Source organism: Paenibacillus sp. FSL P2-0136 (assembly GCF_037975325.1).
Lineage (GTDB): Bacteria > Bacillota > Bacilli > Paenibacillales > Paenibacillaceae > Paenibacillus_AQ > Paenibacillus_AQ silagei.
The window spans coordinates 2,232,629-2,248,328 of the sequence record NZ_CP150244.1; the positions used below are offsets into that span (position 1 = coordinate 2,232,629).

The 15,700-nt window shown below is 52.4% G+C and carries 14 protein-coding genes and 1 tRNA gene; 12 read left to right on the top strand and 3 right to left on the bottom strand.

What is annotated here, in order from left to right:
* Window positions 1–78 precede the first annotated feature (78 nt).
* Entirely contained in the window at window positions 79–1,359 is a 1,281-nt protein-coding gene (locus NYE26_RS09200) for a histidine--tRNA ligase (RefSeq protein WP_339255250.1), read from the bottom strand.
* A gap of 120 nt (window positions 1,360–1,479) precedes the next feature.
* Between NYE26_RS09200 and NYE26_RS09205 the strand changes: the two genes are divergently transcribed.
* The 3 genes from NYE26_RS09205 (at window position 1,480) to NYE26_RS09215 (ending at window position 3,842) form a co-directional block, all read left to right on the top strand.
* Window positions 1,480–1,632, top strand: a complete 153-nt coding sequence (locus NYE26_RS09205; RefSeq protein WP_209874456.1) for a hypothetical protein — start codon at window positions 1,480–1,482, stop codon at window positions 1,630–1,632.
* 13 nt (window positions 1,633–1,645) lie between these two features.
* Window positions 1,646–2,299 (top strand): HD domain-containing protein, encoded by a 654-nt coding sequence (locus tag NYE26_RS09210; protein ID WP_339255253.1) that lies wholly within the window; start codon window positions 1,646–1,648, stop codon window positions 2,297–2,299.
* 91 nt (window positions 2,300–2,390) lie between these two features.
* Window positions 2,391–3,842, top strand: coding sequence for a DEAD/DEAH box helicase (locus NYE26_RS09215; protein ID WP_339255255.1), 1,452 nt, complete (start codon window positions 2,391–2,393; stop codon window positions 3,840–3,842).
* Between the two features lie 66 nt (window positions 3,843–3,908).
* Here the strand turns inward: NYE26_RS09215 and NYE26_RS09220 are convergent, their stop codons facing one another.
* Both NYE26_RS09220 and NYE26_RS09225 read right to left on the bottom strand, forming a co-directional pair.
* Window positions 3,909–4,613, bottom strand: a complete 705-nt coding sequence (locus tag NYE26_RS09220) for a hypothetical protein (RefSeq protein ID WP_339255257.1) — start codon at window positions 4,611–4,613, stop codon at window positions 3,909–3,911.
* 205 nt (window positions 4,614–4,818) lie between these two features.
* Window positions 4,819–6,534 (bottom strand): ABC transporter ATP-binding protein, encoded by a 1,716-nt coding sequence (locus NYE26_RS09225; RefSeq protein WP_036725333.1) that lies wholly within the window; start codon window positions 6,532–6,534, stop codon window positions 4,819–4,821.
* A 219-nt stretch (window positions 6,535–6,753) separates the two neighbouring features.
* Between NYE26_RS09225 and NYE26_RS09230 the strand changes: the two genes are divergently transcribed.
* From NYE26_RS09230 to NYE26_RS09270, 9 genes are all read left to right on the top strand, one after another.
* On the top strand, window positions 6,754–6,858 hold the full coding sequence (locus NYE26_RS09230) for a YjcZ family sporulation protein (protein ID WP_209874443.1): 105 nt from the start codon (window positions 6,754–6,756) through the stop codon (window positions 6,856–6,858).
* 192 nt (window positions 6,859–7,050) lie between these two features.
* Entirely contained in the window at window positions 7,051–8,283 is a 1,233-nt protein-coding gene (locus NYE26_RS09235) for an MFS transporter (protein ID WP_339255260.1), read from the top strand.
* 157 nt (window positions 8,284–8,440) lie between these two features.
* A complete protein-coding gene (locus NYE26_RS09240) occupies window positions 8,441–9,451 on the top strand; it encodes an ABC transporter substrate-binding protein (RefSeq protein ID WP_339255262.1) in 1,011 nt (336 codons plus the stop codon).
* Window positions 9,452–9,575: 124 nt separating this feature from the next.
* Window positions 9,576–11,186 carry a helix-turn-helix domain-containing protein gene (locus NYE26_RS09245; protein ID WP_339255264.1) on the top strand — a complete coding sequence of 537 codons (1,611 nt, stop codon included), beginning with the start codon at window positions 9,576–9,578 and terminating at the stop codon, window positions 11,184–11,186.
* A 103-nt stretch (window positions 11,187–11,289) separates the two neighbouring features.
* Window positions 11,290–11,373: transfer RNA gene (locus NYE26_RS09250), tRNA-Leu, on the top strand.
* A 438-nt stretch (window positions 11,374–11,811) separates the two neighbouring features.
* Entirely contained in the window at window positions 11,812–12,057 is a 246-nt protein-coding gene (locus NYE26_RS09255) for a phosphopantetheine-binding protein (protein ID WP_042238312.1), read from the top strand.
* A gap of 13 nt (window positions 12,058–12,070) precedes the next feature.
* Window positions 12,071–13,399 carry a hypothetical protein gene (locus NYE26_RS09260; RefSeq protein WP_339255267.1) on the top strand — a complete coding sequence of 443 codons (1,329 nt, stop codon included), beginning with the start codon at window positions 12,071–12,073 and terminating at the stop codon, window positions 13,397–13,399.
* Between the two features lie 33 nt (window positions 13,400–13,432).
* A complete protein-coding gene (locus NYE26_RS09265; protein WP_339255269.1) occupies window positions 13,433–14,542 on the top strand; it encodes a hypothetical protein in 1,110 nt (369 codons plus the stop codon).
* On the top strand, window positions 14,496–15,674 hold the full coding sequence (locus tag NYE26_RS09270) for a radical SAM protein (protein ID WP_339255271.1): 1,179 nt from the start codon (window positions 14,496–14,498) through the stop codon (window positions 15,672–15,674). The genes NYE26_RS09265 and NYE26_RS09270 overlap by 47 nt, the downstream gene beginning before the upstream one ends.
* Window positions 15,675–15,700: the final 26 nt, after the last annotated feature.

Consider the following 15,700-nt stretch of genomic DNA (forward strand, 5'->3'; position numbering starts at 1 on the left):
CCACGCGTAATCTGAAACTGATCCTATACTGATAGCCAAACAGGCGAGGGGGAGATACTCCAATTTACTTAACAACCATCATTTCGAAGTCAAGCGAACCGCCTCTTCAGCCGTAACCAGCTGCTCGCTCCCCAGCTCCATATCCTTCAGCCGCAGCTTCTGCTCAGCGGCTTCGCTCTCTCCGACCATAATCACATAGCGGATGCCCTTGGCGCTGGCTGTGGCCAGCGTTTTTTTGAGCTTGCGCATGCCGGTGTCCACTGTGACCCGGATGCCTGCCGAACGCAGCGCAGCAGCAGCAACCAGAGCCTGCGGCAAATACCCGCCAATGGGAATAATCAGAACGCCGGAACGCTCCGCCGCTGCCTGCTCCCGGCGTTCGCCTAACAGGGCCATGATCGACTCCATGCCGAAGGAGATCCCCACGGTAGGGTATTTGATATCATCACGCCCCACGAGCTTGCCGATGATGTCGTCATATCTGCCCCCGCCGCCCAGGCTTGAGGGATAGCTGCCTGAAGCATCGAAGATTTCATAGACTGTCCCCGTGTAGAATGACAGCCCGCGTGACAGAAATGGATCGAAGACGCACATGTCCGCAAGTCCAACCGCATCAATCAGCTGCTGCAAGGCCTGCACTTCGAGCGTCCCCGGCAGCCCTTCAAGCTTATACCGCTCCACCAGTTCCTTGAATCCCGGGTTCTTCAGCTCCAGCAGCTCTGAGATCAGTGTAACCGTCTGAGCGGTTAGCTGCTTGTCCGTCAGCTCTGCCAGCACCCCGCCGCTGCCGATCTTAGCCAGCTTGTCGAGGGTCAGCATCACCGAGAGCTGTTCCTCTGCCGGAACCCCGACCGCCCCGAGAATCTCACCCAGGAAACGGCGGTTGTTCCACTTCAGCACAACCGGAATCGCAAGGCGGCGGAACGCCTCTGCGGCGAGCTGCATCAGCTCCGCTTCCGCCTGCGGTCCGGCAATGCCGACGACATCGGCGTCACATTGCAGGAATTCGCGCAGGCGGCCTTTTTTGACCGGACCATCGCGGAACACCTTCCCGATCTCATACCGCCGGTAGGGGAATTCAATGCCCGGATTTAAGGCAATCACCTTGGCAAAAGGGATCGTCAGATCGTAACGCAGCCCCAGCCTGCGCCCGCCCTGATCGGCCAACTGGTACATTTCGCGCAGAATCTCATCGCCCCCGGCGTATTTGGAGGTCAGCAGCTCCAGCTCATTCAGCAGGGTTGTATCCATCGATTCGAAGCCGTACAGCTCGAACAACTCCTGCAGCGTAGTGCGCACCTTCTGGCGGATGGCCTGTTCCCGGCCGAAGTAATCGTAAGTTCCTTTAATATTTTGCATACAGCACAGCTCCTTTAGATGTGAATTCCGGTAAAATAAAAAACGCGCCGGACCCCATGGTCCTGCGCGCTTATCTATGCCGCAGGGAGGTCGAACGCGAAATGCGTTAGCCCTCCCTGAATGAATTCAGGTGTGCTAACGCTGCTTGTGATGATGAAGCTGATTCGTTATGATGGACAAGCGGTTCATGCGAATCAATTCCCTTCCGGCTGGATTACAGCACATTATAGCGGATCAGGAGCAACCGCGCAAGACCTGCATTATTTTCCATAAAGGAGCAATCATAATGAATCATACAGAGCTGATTACAGCAGCAGAGAACTTCGCGAAGGAGCAACTCGGCCAGGATACCACCGGCCATGACTGGTTCCATACCAACCGGGTACGGAATTCGGCTGCGCTGATTGCCGGGATGGAAGGGGCAAATGTGGTGATCTGCACCATAGCCGCCCTGTTGCATGATGTAGCAGACGAGAAGCTGAACCCCTCCAAGGAGGCGGGGCTGCTCAAAGTACAAACATGGCTCACCGCACATCTGCCGGATGAAGCTGCGTGCAGGCATATTATGGAGATCATCGGGACAATGTCCTTCAGCGGCGGCGGGGGCGAGCCCATGTCAACGCTGGAAGGGCAGGTGGTCCAGGATGCGGACCGTCTGGATGCGCTCGGGGCGATCGGCATCACGCGGACGATGGTTTTCTCCGGTGCGAAGGGCCGTCCGGTCTATGATCCGGAGATTCCCCCGCGTGACGAATCGCTGAAGAAGGAATACCGCGATTATTCCAAGGGTACGGCGGTCAATCATTTTTATGAGAAGCTGCTGAAGCTGAAGGACCTCATGAACACCCCGCACGGCAAGCAATTGGCGGAGGAGCGGCACCGGTTCATGCTGATTTTTCTGGAGCAATTCGATAAGGAATGGAATCAGGGGGCGGAGTAGGTGTTATAATGGAATAATGCGCAAGATGGATGGAACGCGGGCTGGCCCCGCCTGAACCGGAACAATCAGCATAGAAGAGGTAGAATATAATATGAGTGAAGAACAAGTACAGTTTAGTGATTATGGTCTGAATGAGGAGATTATCCGCGCGCTGGAGGTTCTGAAGTATGTGGACCCCACCGAGGTGCAGCGGAAGGTGATTCCGGTAGCGCTCAAGAGGCAGGATTTGATCGTCAAGTCTCAGACCGGCAGCGGCAAAACCGCAGCATTCGCCATCCCGCTCTGCGAGCTTGCCGATTGGGCGGAGAACAAACCCCAGGCGCTGGTGCTGACCCCTACCCGGGAGCTGGCCCAGCAGGTGAGAGAGGATATTACGAACATCGGGCGCTTCAAGCGGATCAAGGCGGTAGCCTTGTTCGGCAAGCAGCCTTTTGCCCCGCAGAAGCTGGAGCTGACCCAGAAGACGCATGTCGTTGTAGGCACGCCGGGCCGTGTATTCGACCATATTGAGCGCGGTACGCTGAACCTGAGCCGGATACAATATCTGGTGATTGACGAAGCGGACGAGATGCTCAGTATGGGCTTCATCGAACAGATCGAGAAGATCATTAAGCAGCTGCCCAAGGAACGTGTAACGATGCTGTTCTCGGCGACACTGCCGGAAGTGATCAAGAATCTGTGCCGGAAGTATATGACGGACCCGGTGGATATTGAGATTGAAGCCAGCGGAATTACGACAGCATCGATTGAGCATGCCTTGATTGAGGTTGTACAAGCTGCCAAGTTCGGGCTGCTCAGCGACCTGCTGACGGTGGAGAACCCGGATAGCTGTATTATTTTTTGCCGGACCCAGGAGCAGGTGAATGCCCTCTTCCGCGGGATGGCCGACCTCGAATATCCGGTGGACAAGATTCACGGCGGCATGGAGCAGGACGAGCGGTTTGAGGTGATGAATGCTTTTAAGCGGGGCCAGTTCCGTTATCTGATCGCCACCGACGTTGCGGCCAGAGGAATTGATATCGAGAACATCACCCATGTCATCAACTACGATATCCCGCTCGAAAAAGAGAGCTACGTCCACCGCACCGGCCGGACTGCCCGCGCAGGCAAAAGCGGCAAAGCGATCACCTTCGTGACGCCGAATGAACACAAATGGGTCAGAGAAATCGAAGGCTATATCGGCTTCAGCCTGCCGGAGATGAAGGCTCCTTCGGACGATGCCGTGGCCTATGCCAAACCTGCCTTCGATCTTAAGCTGGGCAAGCAGCAGGTCCGCAAAGCCGGCAAAACCGAGGTCATGAACCAGGACATCATGAAGCTCTATTTCAATGGCGGCAAGAAAAAGAAGCTCCGCGCGGTGGACTTCGTCGGCACCATTGCGAAGCTTGAGGGCATTTCGGCTGAGGACATCGGGATCATCACGATTCAGGATAACGTGACCTACGTCGATATTCTGAACGGTAAGGGCTCGCTTGTACTGCAGGCGATGAAGGAGACTACCGTGAAGGGCAAGCTGCTGAAGTGCCATATCGCTAAAAAATAAAAGGATGCTGTCTCATTGGCGATCACGACATTGGGGCAGCTTTTTTTTGACATTATGACAGATTGTCTAAGGCTGAATTAGTGTGCGGATTTCTTTGTCTACAATTCGGGTGTCCCCGGGCGAAAAAAATACTTCGACTCCATCATCGGCAAGAGAAAAAGCGTAGGCAATCGGCTGATCGGTGTAGTAGACTACTTTATAGTATTCTGGATCTCCTTCCTTATTTTGAGGGGTATAGTTTTGTGTTTTTTTCCCGCTTTCCAGCAGGTGAATGAACCGTTTGGCTTCACTGTCGGATAAAGTCCTGTAAGGCTTCACATTCTCCAGACGAAATAATTCAATTCGTTCTATTTTGTCTTTATTTATGTCTTTATAAGATTGCCGTACGTTTTTAGTGAAATCATCCTCTACATAGATGCGGTAGCCCCCAATACTTCCTTCATCCATAGCAGCAATGACTTCATTGGTCTTAAAGCCTTCAACACGGTATAACGGGGTTCCCTTTTCTAAAAAGGCAGCATCCCCATCTTTTATCCGGTAATCCGGATTAGTGACAACATCCGCGACTTTAAAATCCACCTTACCAACAATCTCAGTAGTGACCTGACTTGGATCCTTAATTACGCGGTCCCAAGATCCGGAGTATGAAACTCCATTTATTTTAACAAAATCTACCCAATCAATTTCAGAGCTTCCCTTTATCCGATCCCCTTTCGAGCAGCCGGACAAGAGTACAACAACCGTTAACACGATGAGCGTTTTAATTCTCATAGCATGGCCCCGCTTTCTTCAGAATCATAATAGATTAAGGAAATCCAGTAATTGTATTCTTAGACGAAAATATTCATCGGAGGTTGCAGCAACCAAGCCCGCTAACGCAAAAAAACTTGCGAAATACAGCCAATGGCTGCATCCCGCAAGGGTATTCATGTGCAATGTCTTTAATTAATGCTGTTTCCGCATCAGGAGGATGCCCCTAAGCATTGTACTGCGCCTGATACAGGCGGCTATACGTGCCTCCGGCGTTCACCAGCTCCTCATGGCGGCCTTCCTCGGAGATGCCGTCCTCACTGACAACAACGATCCGGTCAGCGTTCTTGATCGTCGTCAGGCGGTGGGCAATGACCAGCGTGGTGCGGCCCACCGACAGGTCGGCCAGTGACTGCTGGATCGCTGCTTCTGTCTCGGTATCGAGCGCAGAGGTCGCTTCATCCAGGATCAGAATCGGCGGATTCTTCAGGAACATCCGCGCGATGGCCAGGCGCTGCTTCTGTCCGCCGGACAGCTTGACGCCGCGTTCGCCGATCACAGTGTCCATGCCATTCGGCAGGCTGTTAATCAGCTCCTCCAGGCGGGCCTGACGGGCAGCCTGCCAGATTTCCGGCAGCCCTGCATCAAGCTTGCCGTAGGCAATATTCTCACGGATCGTGCCGGAGAAGAGGAACACGTCCTGCTGTACGATCCCGATCTGCTTGCGCAGCGAGCTGAGCTTCATATCCCGGATGTCGATTCCGTCGATGGAGATCGCGCCGCCGGTCACATCGTAGAACCGGGGGAGCAGGCTGCAGATGGTTGTTTTCCCCGCACCGGAGGGTCCGACGAAGGCAATCGTCTCACCGGCGTTAACGCTCAGGCTAATATCCTCCAGCACCTTGCGGTCGTCTTCATAGCCGAAGCTGACATTGCTGAAGCTGATATCCCCGCGAAGCGGGCCAACCGCTACTGCATCCGGTTTGTCAGCGATATCCGGCTCGGTATCAATGACTTCCAGATAACGTTTGAAGCCGGCAATCCCCTTCGGATAACTCTCGATTACAGCATTAATCTTCTCAATCGGCCGGAAGAAGACGTTGGACAGCAGGATGAAAGCGACGAATTCCCCGATTTCCAGCTCTCCCTGAATGAAGAACCACGCCCCGCAGACCATCACTACAATGGTGATCAGACGGGTCATCATATAGCTGACCGACGAGCTTTTGGCCATCAGCTTGTACGCCATCAGCTTGGTCTCGCGGAACTTCTGGTTGTCTACTGCGAACAGCTCTTTCTCGAATTCTTCGTTGGCAAAAGACTGAACCACGCGGATGCCGCCGACATTATCTTCAATCCGGGCATTGAAGTTTCCTACGTTGCCGAATAGACGGTGATAGGTTTCAGTCATGCTGCGTCCGAAGTGGATAATGACCCAGGCCATAATCGGCACGATGATGAAGGTGATCACGGCCAGCTGAAGATTGATATCGGCCATCAGCACAAATGCGCCGACCAGCGTCATGACGGCAATGAACACATCCTCCGGCCCGTGATGCGCGACTTCCCCGATATCGTTCAGGTCATTGGTTATTCTGCCGAGCAGGTGACCTGTTTTATTGTTGTCGAAGAACCGGAAGCTGAGCTTCTGGATATGATCGAACATTTTTTTGCGCATATTGGTTTCAATATTAATGCCCAGCATATGCCCCCAGTAGGTAACGACGTAATTCATCGCCGTATTGAGCGCATAGATCCCGAGCAGGGCAACGCAGGCAATCAGAATCAGCGGCCAATCCTGACCCGGCAGCAGATCATCAATGAATTTATTGACAGCCACCGGAAAAGCAAGCTCCAGCAGACCGGCACCCACCGCACAGGTGAAATCAAGGATAAACAGCTTCTTGTAAGGACGGTAATAGGAGAAAAAACGACGCAGCATCTCTTGTTCACTCTTTTCTGTAATATGTTATGTATCTGGTTATTGAGATTGATTCTCAACTGAACCTATGTTTAGGATACTAAAGCGGGTTACACGTTTTGTCAACGGTGAGAACATTTAAATTAGAAATATACTGCGGAATTCATTGCCGTTTAACCCATACCGAAAAGCGAATTTATACATATTTTAACAATATACAGGCATAAAGGAGGAGTTAACATGAGCGAAAATATTGGGGGATACGGCGGAGTCTTCACTTCAACTGGAGCGATTCTGGTTCTATTCATCCTGCTCGTCATCATCACTAAATCCTTCTGTCTCTAATTCTGTTTCACTTGTTGCCCTGCCGCCGGCCCTGAGACCGGCGGTTTTCTTCTGCCTAGGAGGCTGCTCCATCAAGCGATATGGTATAATGAAATAATGCGCCTAGGTTGAAGGGCGTAATACATATAGCGGCTGTATTCCCTGACAAGCCCCGGGCTTGACGGGTGCTTTGCTGCGACCTGGAGGTACAACATGAAGCTCGGCCGTGAAAATAACAAGAGGACAAGCCCGGCCTTGTCCTCATCTGCTGCGGATATCCGCAGCAGATGGATGCTCGTCTTCGGAATCATCTGTGTGGCCGCTGCCCTGCGCGCCCCGTTCACTTCCGTCGGACCTCTGCTGGAGATGATCCGGGATGACCTGGGGTTGTCGAATACTCTGGCGGGAGCGATTACGACTTTACCTTTACTGGCTTTTGCCCTGCTGTCACCGTTTGCGCCCCGGCTGGCCCGCAAGCTGGGACTGCCCAATATCCTGGTGCTGGCCATGCTCACGCTGTCCATGGGAATTCTGGTTCGTTCGGCTTCCGGCACGGTAACCTTCTTCGCAGGTACGGCGATGATCGGTCTGTCGATTGCCGTCTGTAATGTGCTGCTGCCGGGACTGATCAAGGGGAAATTTCCGCACCGCATCGGTCTGATGACCGGAATCTATACCGTGTCCATGAACATATGTGCAGCGGCTGCTTCGGGGCTGAGTGTTCCCTTGGCCACCCGTGCGGGGCTGGGGTGGAGAGGGACGCTGGCGCTCTGGTTCATGATTGCTGCACTGGCTACGATTTTCTGGATTCCGCAGCTGAAGAGTCTGGGGTCAGGGCAGGCTGGCACTGCATCCCCTTCAGCGGCAAGGGTCTGGCGCTCCCCGCTCGCCTGGCAGGTTACGCTGTTCATGGGGCTGCAATCCCTGCTCTATTATGTGCTGATTGCCTGGTTCTCGGTGATCCTAGGTGAGCGGGGGATGTCTGCCGGCCATGCCGGCTGGATTCTCTCGCTGATGCAGCTGGCCCAGCTGCCGTTCACCTTCTTCGTGCCGCTCTGGGTGGGAAGGATGAAGAGCCAACGGCAGCCGGTGGTGATAACTTCGGTTCTGTTTATCACTGGCATCCTTGGCGTCTGGCTGGGCAGTACCGCACTGATGGCATTATGGGCTATCTGCATAGGGATTGCCGGGGGCTTCGCCTTCGGTCTGGCGATGATGTTTTTCAGCCTGCGCACCCGGACCACACAGGAGGCCAGCGAGCTGTCAGGGATGGCTCAGTCTGCCGGATATTTGCTGGCGGCGGCGGGACCTGCACTGTTTGGCCTGCTGCATGATGCTGCGGGGAGCTGGAATCTACCGCTTGCGCTGCTTGTATTAGCAAGCGTACTGCTGTTCGCAGCCGGTATGGGGGCCGGACGCGACAGATATGTGGGAGACCGCTTATAAACGATGGGCCCGTCAGCTTGGCAGGGTCAAACTATAAGTTTGTATAAGATTTTCGCAGAGAAAGTGCATTGAAAGCTGATCCTGGCATGCTACTATTGTGTTTAAGATCATCTGAGAATGATTATCAATGAAATTAGACACAGGAGTGAAGAGAGACATGAACAATTGGGGCCTGAAAATCATTTGGACCGCTGTACTTATCCTGGCAATGTCCGCTATCGCGGCCTGCGGAACGAATAACAAGGCTGCGGACGGCAAGAATGTCCAGACAGGAAATGCGGCAGCTGCCAGTGCAGCTCCTGCAGAGACTGGCAGAGCGACAGCTTCAGAAGGGGCAACACGGACGGTAACCGGGGAATTCGGGGAGGTGGAGATTCCGGCGAACCCTCAGCGGGTAGCGGGAATCTACGTGGAAGATTACTTGAAGGCGCTTGGCGTCACCCCGGTGGTGCAGTGGTACCATCCCAGCTGGGGCAAGCAGGATTATCTGAATCTGGATGTGCCTGAATTTGATATCAGCGGCAGCATAGAAGCGCTGCTCGATAAGAAACCGGATCTGATCATTACCGATGGCGGTGCAGATGCCGCTAAGGTTGAGCAGTATTCCCTGGTAGCCCCAACCTACCGCCTGCCGGAGAGCGTATTGCAGGATTCAAGGCTAATCCTTACAGCGGTTGCAGACGCGCTCGGTATTCCTGAGAAGGGGAAGGCTGTACTGGCCGAATATGACCAGAAGGTAGCAGACGGCAAAGCCGCATTGCAGCAGGCCTTGGGACAAGAGAAGGTGGCTGTGATCCGGCTTAATGTGGCAGACAAAACCGTTGCTCTTTTTGGAGTCAAAAACCGTTTTACCGGTGTGCTCTATAATCAATTCGGTCTGACACCTGCTCCTATGGCCGCTGAGATGACGGAATTTCAGTCGATCATCTCCGAAGAAGTGATCCCCGAGCTTGAAGCGGATCATATCATTGTGTTCCCTGACAACGGGAATTGGGATACTGCGGCCAACCAGGAGGCGATCCAAATTCTCGATGGCCCTTTGTGGAAGAACCTGCCTGCGGTCAAGAACGGCAATATCTACCGGATGGAGCGTTCACACTGGCAATCAGGGGGGATTACGGCCAACCAGATGAAGCTGGATGATCTGCTTAAGGTAATGGTGAAGTAATTCAGCGTTAAGCGACGGTGAGTCTATAAGCGAGAAGAAGGTCTATCCGCAAGGTTGATAGATCTTCTTTTTTGTTTTACACTGAAGTCTATGATAATGATTCTCAGTCAGGAGGGGCGGCAGAATGACCGAACAGTTGCAGGAACACACCAGGAGAAGGCTGCTCCACAGCCTGATAAATATAGAAGCGGTGACCCGCACCCCGTCCGGGAAGGATCAGACCGAAGTCTATCGGGAGCATACCCTAATCATTGTGACCGAAGGGCAGGGGTGGCTGAAGGCAGAAGACAGAAGGTACTTTTTGGACAAAGGGGCCGGGTTCCTGATCGAAGCCGGATCACTGAACCGGATTCAGGCCGGCGAGCAGGGGATCAGCTGGTACCGGATGGAGTTCGCGCTGATTCCCGCAGGGCACGTCAAGCTTGGCACCGGAGATAAGGGGCAGGAGGAACATGCAGAATATTTGCTCTGCCCGGGATATCTGGATTGCCGGCCGTTCTCCCAGTGTGCCCTGCTGCTGGATTCCATCTATTATAGCTTCCGGCGCCCGGAGGATGTGGAATGGTTCGCGGCCCAGACCCGGTTCCAAGAGCTGCTGCTGTTGATTATGCGGGCGAATACTCCGGTACTGAAGGCTAAGGATGACCGTGAGGCCGTGGAAGCCTCGATCCGCTATATGGAAGAGCATTGCAGTGAACCGTTATCTGTCGATCAGCTGGCTGAGATTGCAGGGATCGGGCGTGCGCGTTATACGCAGATTTTCAAAGAAATTACGGGCCGGATGCCCTTGGAGCACCTGAACGGTCTGCGTATTGAACGGGCACAGCAGCAGCTTCTGCTGACCCGGGACCGGCTGCATGAGGTGGCCCTGGCTGCAGGCTACAGCAATGAGTATTATTTTAACCGGCGCTTCAAAAGAACAGTAGGGGTGACTCCCGGACAATACAGAAGCCTCCATCAGGAGGGCGTACGGGTATTTGCCCCTTTTCTGGAGGATTATCTGCTGGCACTCGGCATTACTCCGGTCGTGCAGTATTGCCATGCCAAGTGGGGCAAGCAGGAATACCTCGGGCTGGATCAGGTTCCGGCGTTCGATATCTCCAGCGGAGACTGGCAAGGACTCATCCGTTACAGTCCTGAGCTGATTATGCTGGATGACGGCTTCCAGCGCTGGCAGCTCGGAGAATGCAGCCGGGTGGCTCCATTGTTCCGGCTCCCGTTCCACCAGGAGGACTGGCGTGCCACGCTCCGCAGCGCAGGTGCAGTCTTCGGGAGAACGGGTCGGGTGCAGGAGGTCATCAGCGAATATGAGCAGCAGGCCCGGCAGGCAAAACGTCAGCTCAGCCGCAGCGTCCGGGGGCAGACAGTGGCACTGCTGCGGATTTCTGCCCATGGCATTGCCCTGTATGGCAGTGAGCATCTGGGATATGCAGCGGGTGTCCTCTATGAAGATCTGGAGCTGGGGCGGCATCCCCTGGTACGGCAGCTCACCCGTGGACAGAAGTGCGTGAGCCTGAGCCCTGAAGAGCTGTCCGGCTTGAATGCAGACCATTTGTTCATTACATTCGACCGGCAGGAGGGCGAGGGGCGTGAGCTGCTCGATACACCGCTCTGGAGAAGCCTGCCTGCAGTACGCAACCGCTGCGTGTACGAGGTGGATTTCATGGCCTGGATGAATTACGGTGTCCTGTCGCATCAGCGGAAGATCGCGGATGTGCTGAAGGTATTGGCTTAAGGCACACCTCCCTACAGAAATACACACAAAAAAAGCTTGCAATTCCCCTCCAAAGAGAGTATATTCTTAATTACGGTGATTGAATCACTGTAATACATAATATGCGGTCATGGCGGAATTGGCAGACGCGCTGGCTTCAGGTGCCAGTGATAGCAATATCGTGGAGGTTCGAGTCCTCTTGACCGCATCATAGCTTACAATACAGGTTCTTGCTTGGCATTTATGCCGGCAGGGACCTGTTTTTGTTTGTCTATTTTTTAAGATCCTTTTTAGGTTGAACTTGAAAATAGAAAGACAGGGAAAAGTGGCGGAGGGGAATTTTGGAACTGTAGGAGCGATAGCGTCCGCCTTTGTCTGCGGATTTCCACCGCGAACAGCGGTATACAATCAAGAAATCTGCAGACAACAGCGGCCGGAGGGCCAAACATTCTCTGGAGTCACGGCAATCCCATACTAGTAAAACTACAAGTTTAATCTATATAGTTCTTTTCCCACTGTAATCATTCCAATAAAAATCCTATACATATCATAAAAATGTGAGTTAGAAGCCGGAACCCTGAGGCTGTATCATAACTAGTAAGCAAGGCTGTTTATTTAAAATTCATGATGCGAGGAGAACGGTGATATGCAGGATACCATTGTGCGGATCTTGAGTGAAATTAAGAACAATCCAGAGCTGTTGCTCACTGCCACTGAAGCCACTGATATAGTGAATGATGTAGGTCTGGATTCCCTGCAGATGATTAATTTCATTCTCCGGATTGAAGACGAATTTGAAATTGAGTTTGATTTTGATCATTTTGCCTATGAGGATTTCCAGTCGATCGGGGATTTCATGGGGTTCATCACAGCCACGCAAACCGCTTCTTAAGGGGGCTTTATGGATGAAGTCAACCGTGGTTCTAGGCACCTTTGATTCCGAGGCGTGGTGGCGGAGTCCGCATGGATCTATGCTTCCTTCTATGAACAGCAGCCAAGCTGTGACGATGGGCATGGATGAATTGTTGTTTCCGTTATGCAAGGAGCAAGACATTCTGTTCACCCGGCAGCCCATGGACGAGCATCTTAGAAGCTATTTATCACAGCTCGGCTATACCTTCACCAATGTTCACTGCAGAAATCCTGTTCATGCGGATGACTACACGCTGCATGTGTTTGATCTTCTAATGGCTGATGCAAGCTACTACCAGCAGCTACTCCCACAAGATGCTCTATTCTCTCCCTATTCTATTCTGTCCGATACCAGTGAGTTAGTGCGCAGGTTCAATGTCGGTAATCAGTTTCCCTCCTTAGATACAGTTCGAGCTGTGAATTCAAAGATCTATTCTCATGAACTAAGACAAAGATTGGGCATTCGCAATATGTCCTCTATAGCTGACAGCTCGGAGGAACTGCTGGCCCTGGGCTCGGAGCTGCTACGGACTGGACAAGTGCTGGTGAAGGACCCTCTGGGTGTCTCAGGCCGGGGCAATATGTTGATTTCGGGCGATAGAATGCTGAAGAGAATTGCGGCCTATCTGCAAGAGCAAGAGAATCGAGGCAAACAAACACAATTCATTATTGAACCCCTGCTTGATAAAACGGAGGATTTCTCCTGTCAGCTGTTCATAACAGAGCAGGGGGAAGTGGAGTTGTTCTCTGTTCAACGAATGGTAAACGAAGCCTTCTCTTATGTAGGCTCCTATCCTGCCGGTTCCGGGTTTACCCGGTCTCTCCGGGACAATGATTATTTCAGCATTATGGAAGAAGCCTGCAAGGACTTGTTCATGGCAGGCTATCACGGAGAGGTATGTATAGATTCCATGCTGCTGGCAAGCGGTGAGCTGGTACCCATCGTTGAGATTAATGCCAGAAAGTCCATGGGGCTGATTAATCATCATCTCAATAACTATTTACAGCAGTATTCTTTGTTCAGCTTTTTGACCTTTATCTCGGCAGGCTGCGCTGCGGAGGTGACCATGCCGCAGGTTCTGGGGGCTCTAAGAGCAGGCGAATTGTTGTTTACGCAAGAGAACAGGCAAGGAATTATTCCGCTGGGTGCAAACACGCTTTTCGGCTCCAGCAATACCGTATTTACTGAGGCGGAGTCTGAATGGCGGAAGGGGAAGCTTTATGTAGCTGCTCCCTATGCTTCTGATATAAGTGAAGCATTAACTCTTGTCCAGCGGGTGAAGGACGTCTTGAAGTCTCTGGCGATTAAGATTTATAACTGACCCGTCTTTATTGTGAAAAGAGGGAGCTGACCAATGATTACCCTTTTATGCTCATCTGTCGCTTTGGGGGTATATACGCCCGCGGTCCTGTTACGTGAGGAGCTAAGCGGGTACTATGAGGCCGATCTGGAAGTGCTGGAAAGACTGTATCCGCCCGAGACAAGACTGAAATTAACCGAGAACAAGAAGGTTTTCTCTAAGAGGTTTGAAGTAGCCAAGCTGGGTCACAGAATGATCAGGGATATCACGCCGAATCTGGACCCGCAGCTGGTAACCCGGCTTCTAGGCAAGTGGGCTGAAGAGAACCGGAGGGTATTTATGGTTTTCTCGGGGTTTTGGATGCCCATTCTGGAAGAGTACGCGAAGAGTTACCGTAAGGATGTCCATGTGGAGCTGATTCATATGGATGCGGTCATATCCCCTTCGTGGAAGCTGTATTCCAACAATATCCGGAATGATCTATTTACAGTGAACGATGTCTGGCTTTTTGACGGGGCGGCTGGGCGGGTGAATTACACTATTTCCATGGGTCATGCTGCCCCTAAGGACTATAAGGAACGTGACAACCGGCTCGTCATCCATGGCGGCGGCTGGGGAATGGGGACCTACAAGGAGACGGCAGCAGAGCTGAATCACTCCCTGGATTTGAACATCGTCATTCATGAGCTCACGGATGATCAGGCTTATGGAGCCGGCCACCGTTACTACATGGTGAAGCCGGGCTGGTCGCCCTGGATGAAGAATGAAGAGAATGAATATACCCTGCCGCCGTTCGGCGAAGTGATCCATCAGCGCTTTAACGAGGATACTGGGGTGAAGCATAGCTTCTATCAGCTGATCTGTAACTCGAAGGCTATTATCAGCAAGCCGGGCGGAGGAACCCTGCTGGATTCGCTGGAATCCTTCACTCCGGTTATTTTCCTGGAGCCGCTGGGTGAGCATGAAGCCTGCAACGCCGAGCTATGGGAGCGGCTGGGTTTTGGCATAAGGTATGAGCACTGGATGAGTATGGGCTGTCCGCTTGAGATTTTGGAGGCATGCAGTGAGAACTTAAGAAGCTATAAGACTCAGGTGTTAAATTATGGGAGGTGCTTTCATGAGACAGCCGCAAACATCGGTAGTGCTCGACCGCGATTCCTTTGAACGGTTAAAGAAAACCATTAAGCATATGTCGGTCACGCACAAACAGGTTCACCTTAACCCTACGTATTCTACGAATCTTCCGGTCGAGGTCGGGCTTAAATTAACCAATGGCTGCAATCTGCGCTGCAAGCATTGCTTTGAATGGAACGCTGAGGGGTATCACCGGGATTTGGGCAGAGCCGAGCAGAGAGAAGAGCTTGATTTCGCTGTGATTGAAAAAGTGTTCCGGCAAACCAAAGAAACGAACGCCAATATGTTCCTTTGGGGAGGAGAGCCTCTGTACTACAGCCGGTTCAATGAACTGGCCGACCTGCTGGAGCAGGACCCCAGGTGGACGGTGTTATGCACCAACGGCATTCAAATCATCGAGAAGCTGGATTCCATCCTCAAAATGTCCAAAAGTCTGGTCTGTCTGATCAGCCTGGAAGGCTTCGAAGCAGAGAATGATGCGATCCGGGGAAAGGGTACCTTCAAGAAGGTGATGGCGGGCATTGATAAGCTGCTGGAGCTGGAGAAGGAGGGCATCTATCAGGGGAAAATCTCCATCCATCTGACCATTAGCGATGTCATGATTGATAAGCTGTATGATTTTGTGGAGTTTTTTGAGAATAAAGGAATTGACTCGGTGTATATTACCTTCCCGTGGTATTTGCCGGATGAGGTATCGAGCAATATGGACCGCTATTTCAACGAGCATTTCAAGTGGCTGGCGGATGATCTGGAGGAAGGGCACCGCAACAGCTGGCATTCGTTTAAATATAAAATTTCGCCCGACAGGATCGATCCGTTGCTTGCGCAGATGGAGAGAATTAACCAGCGAACCTGGAATTTAAGAACACGGTATCAGCCCGCGCTCGAACTGGATGAAGTACGGGACTTTGTACTCGGTTCAGAGAAGCCTGCCCAGAATAAAACGCAATGCTTGTCGATCCGCACCAGACTGGATGTGCTGGCTGACGGTGAAGTCAGTGCGTGCAAATTATTTCCGGAGTTCTCCCTGGGGAATCTGGCCGATCAGGATCTCAAAGAGATATGGGATGGCGACAATTTTGAAAGGGTACGGGAAACCCTGCAATGCGGCCTGATGCCGGTATGCTCCAAATGCATTCTGCTGTATCTTCACGGAAAATAGGGATGGAGGCTATCACGAAGAATTCC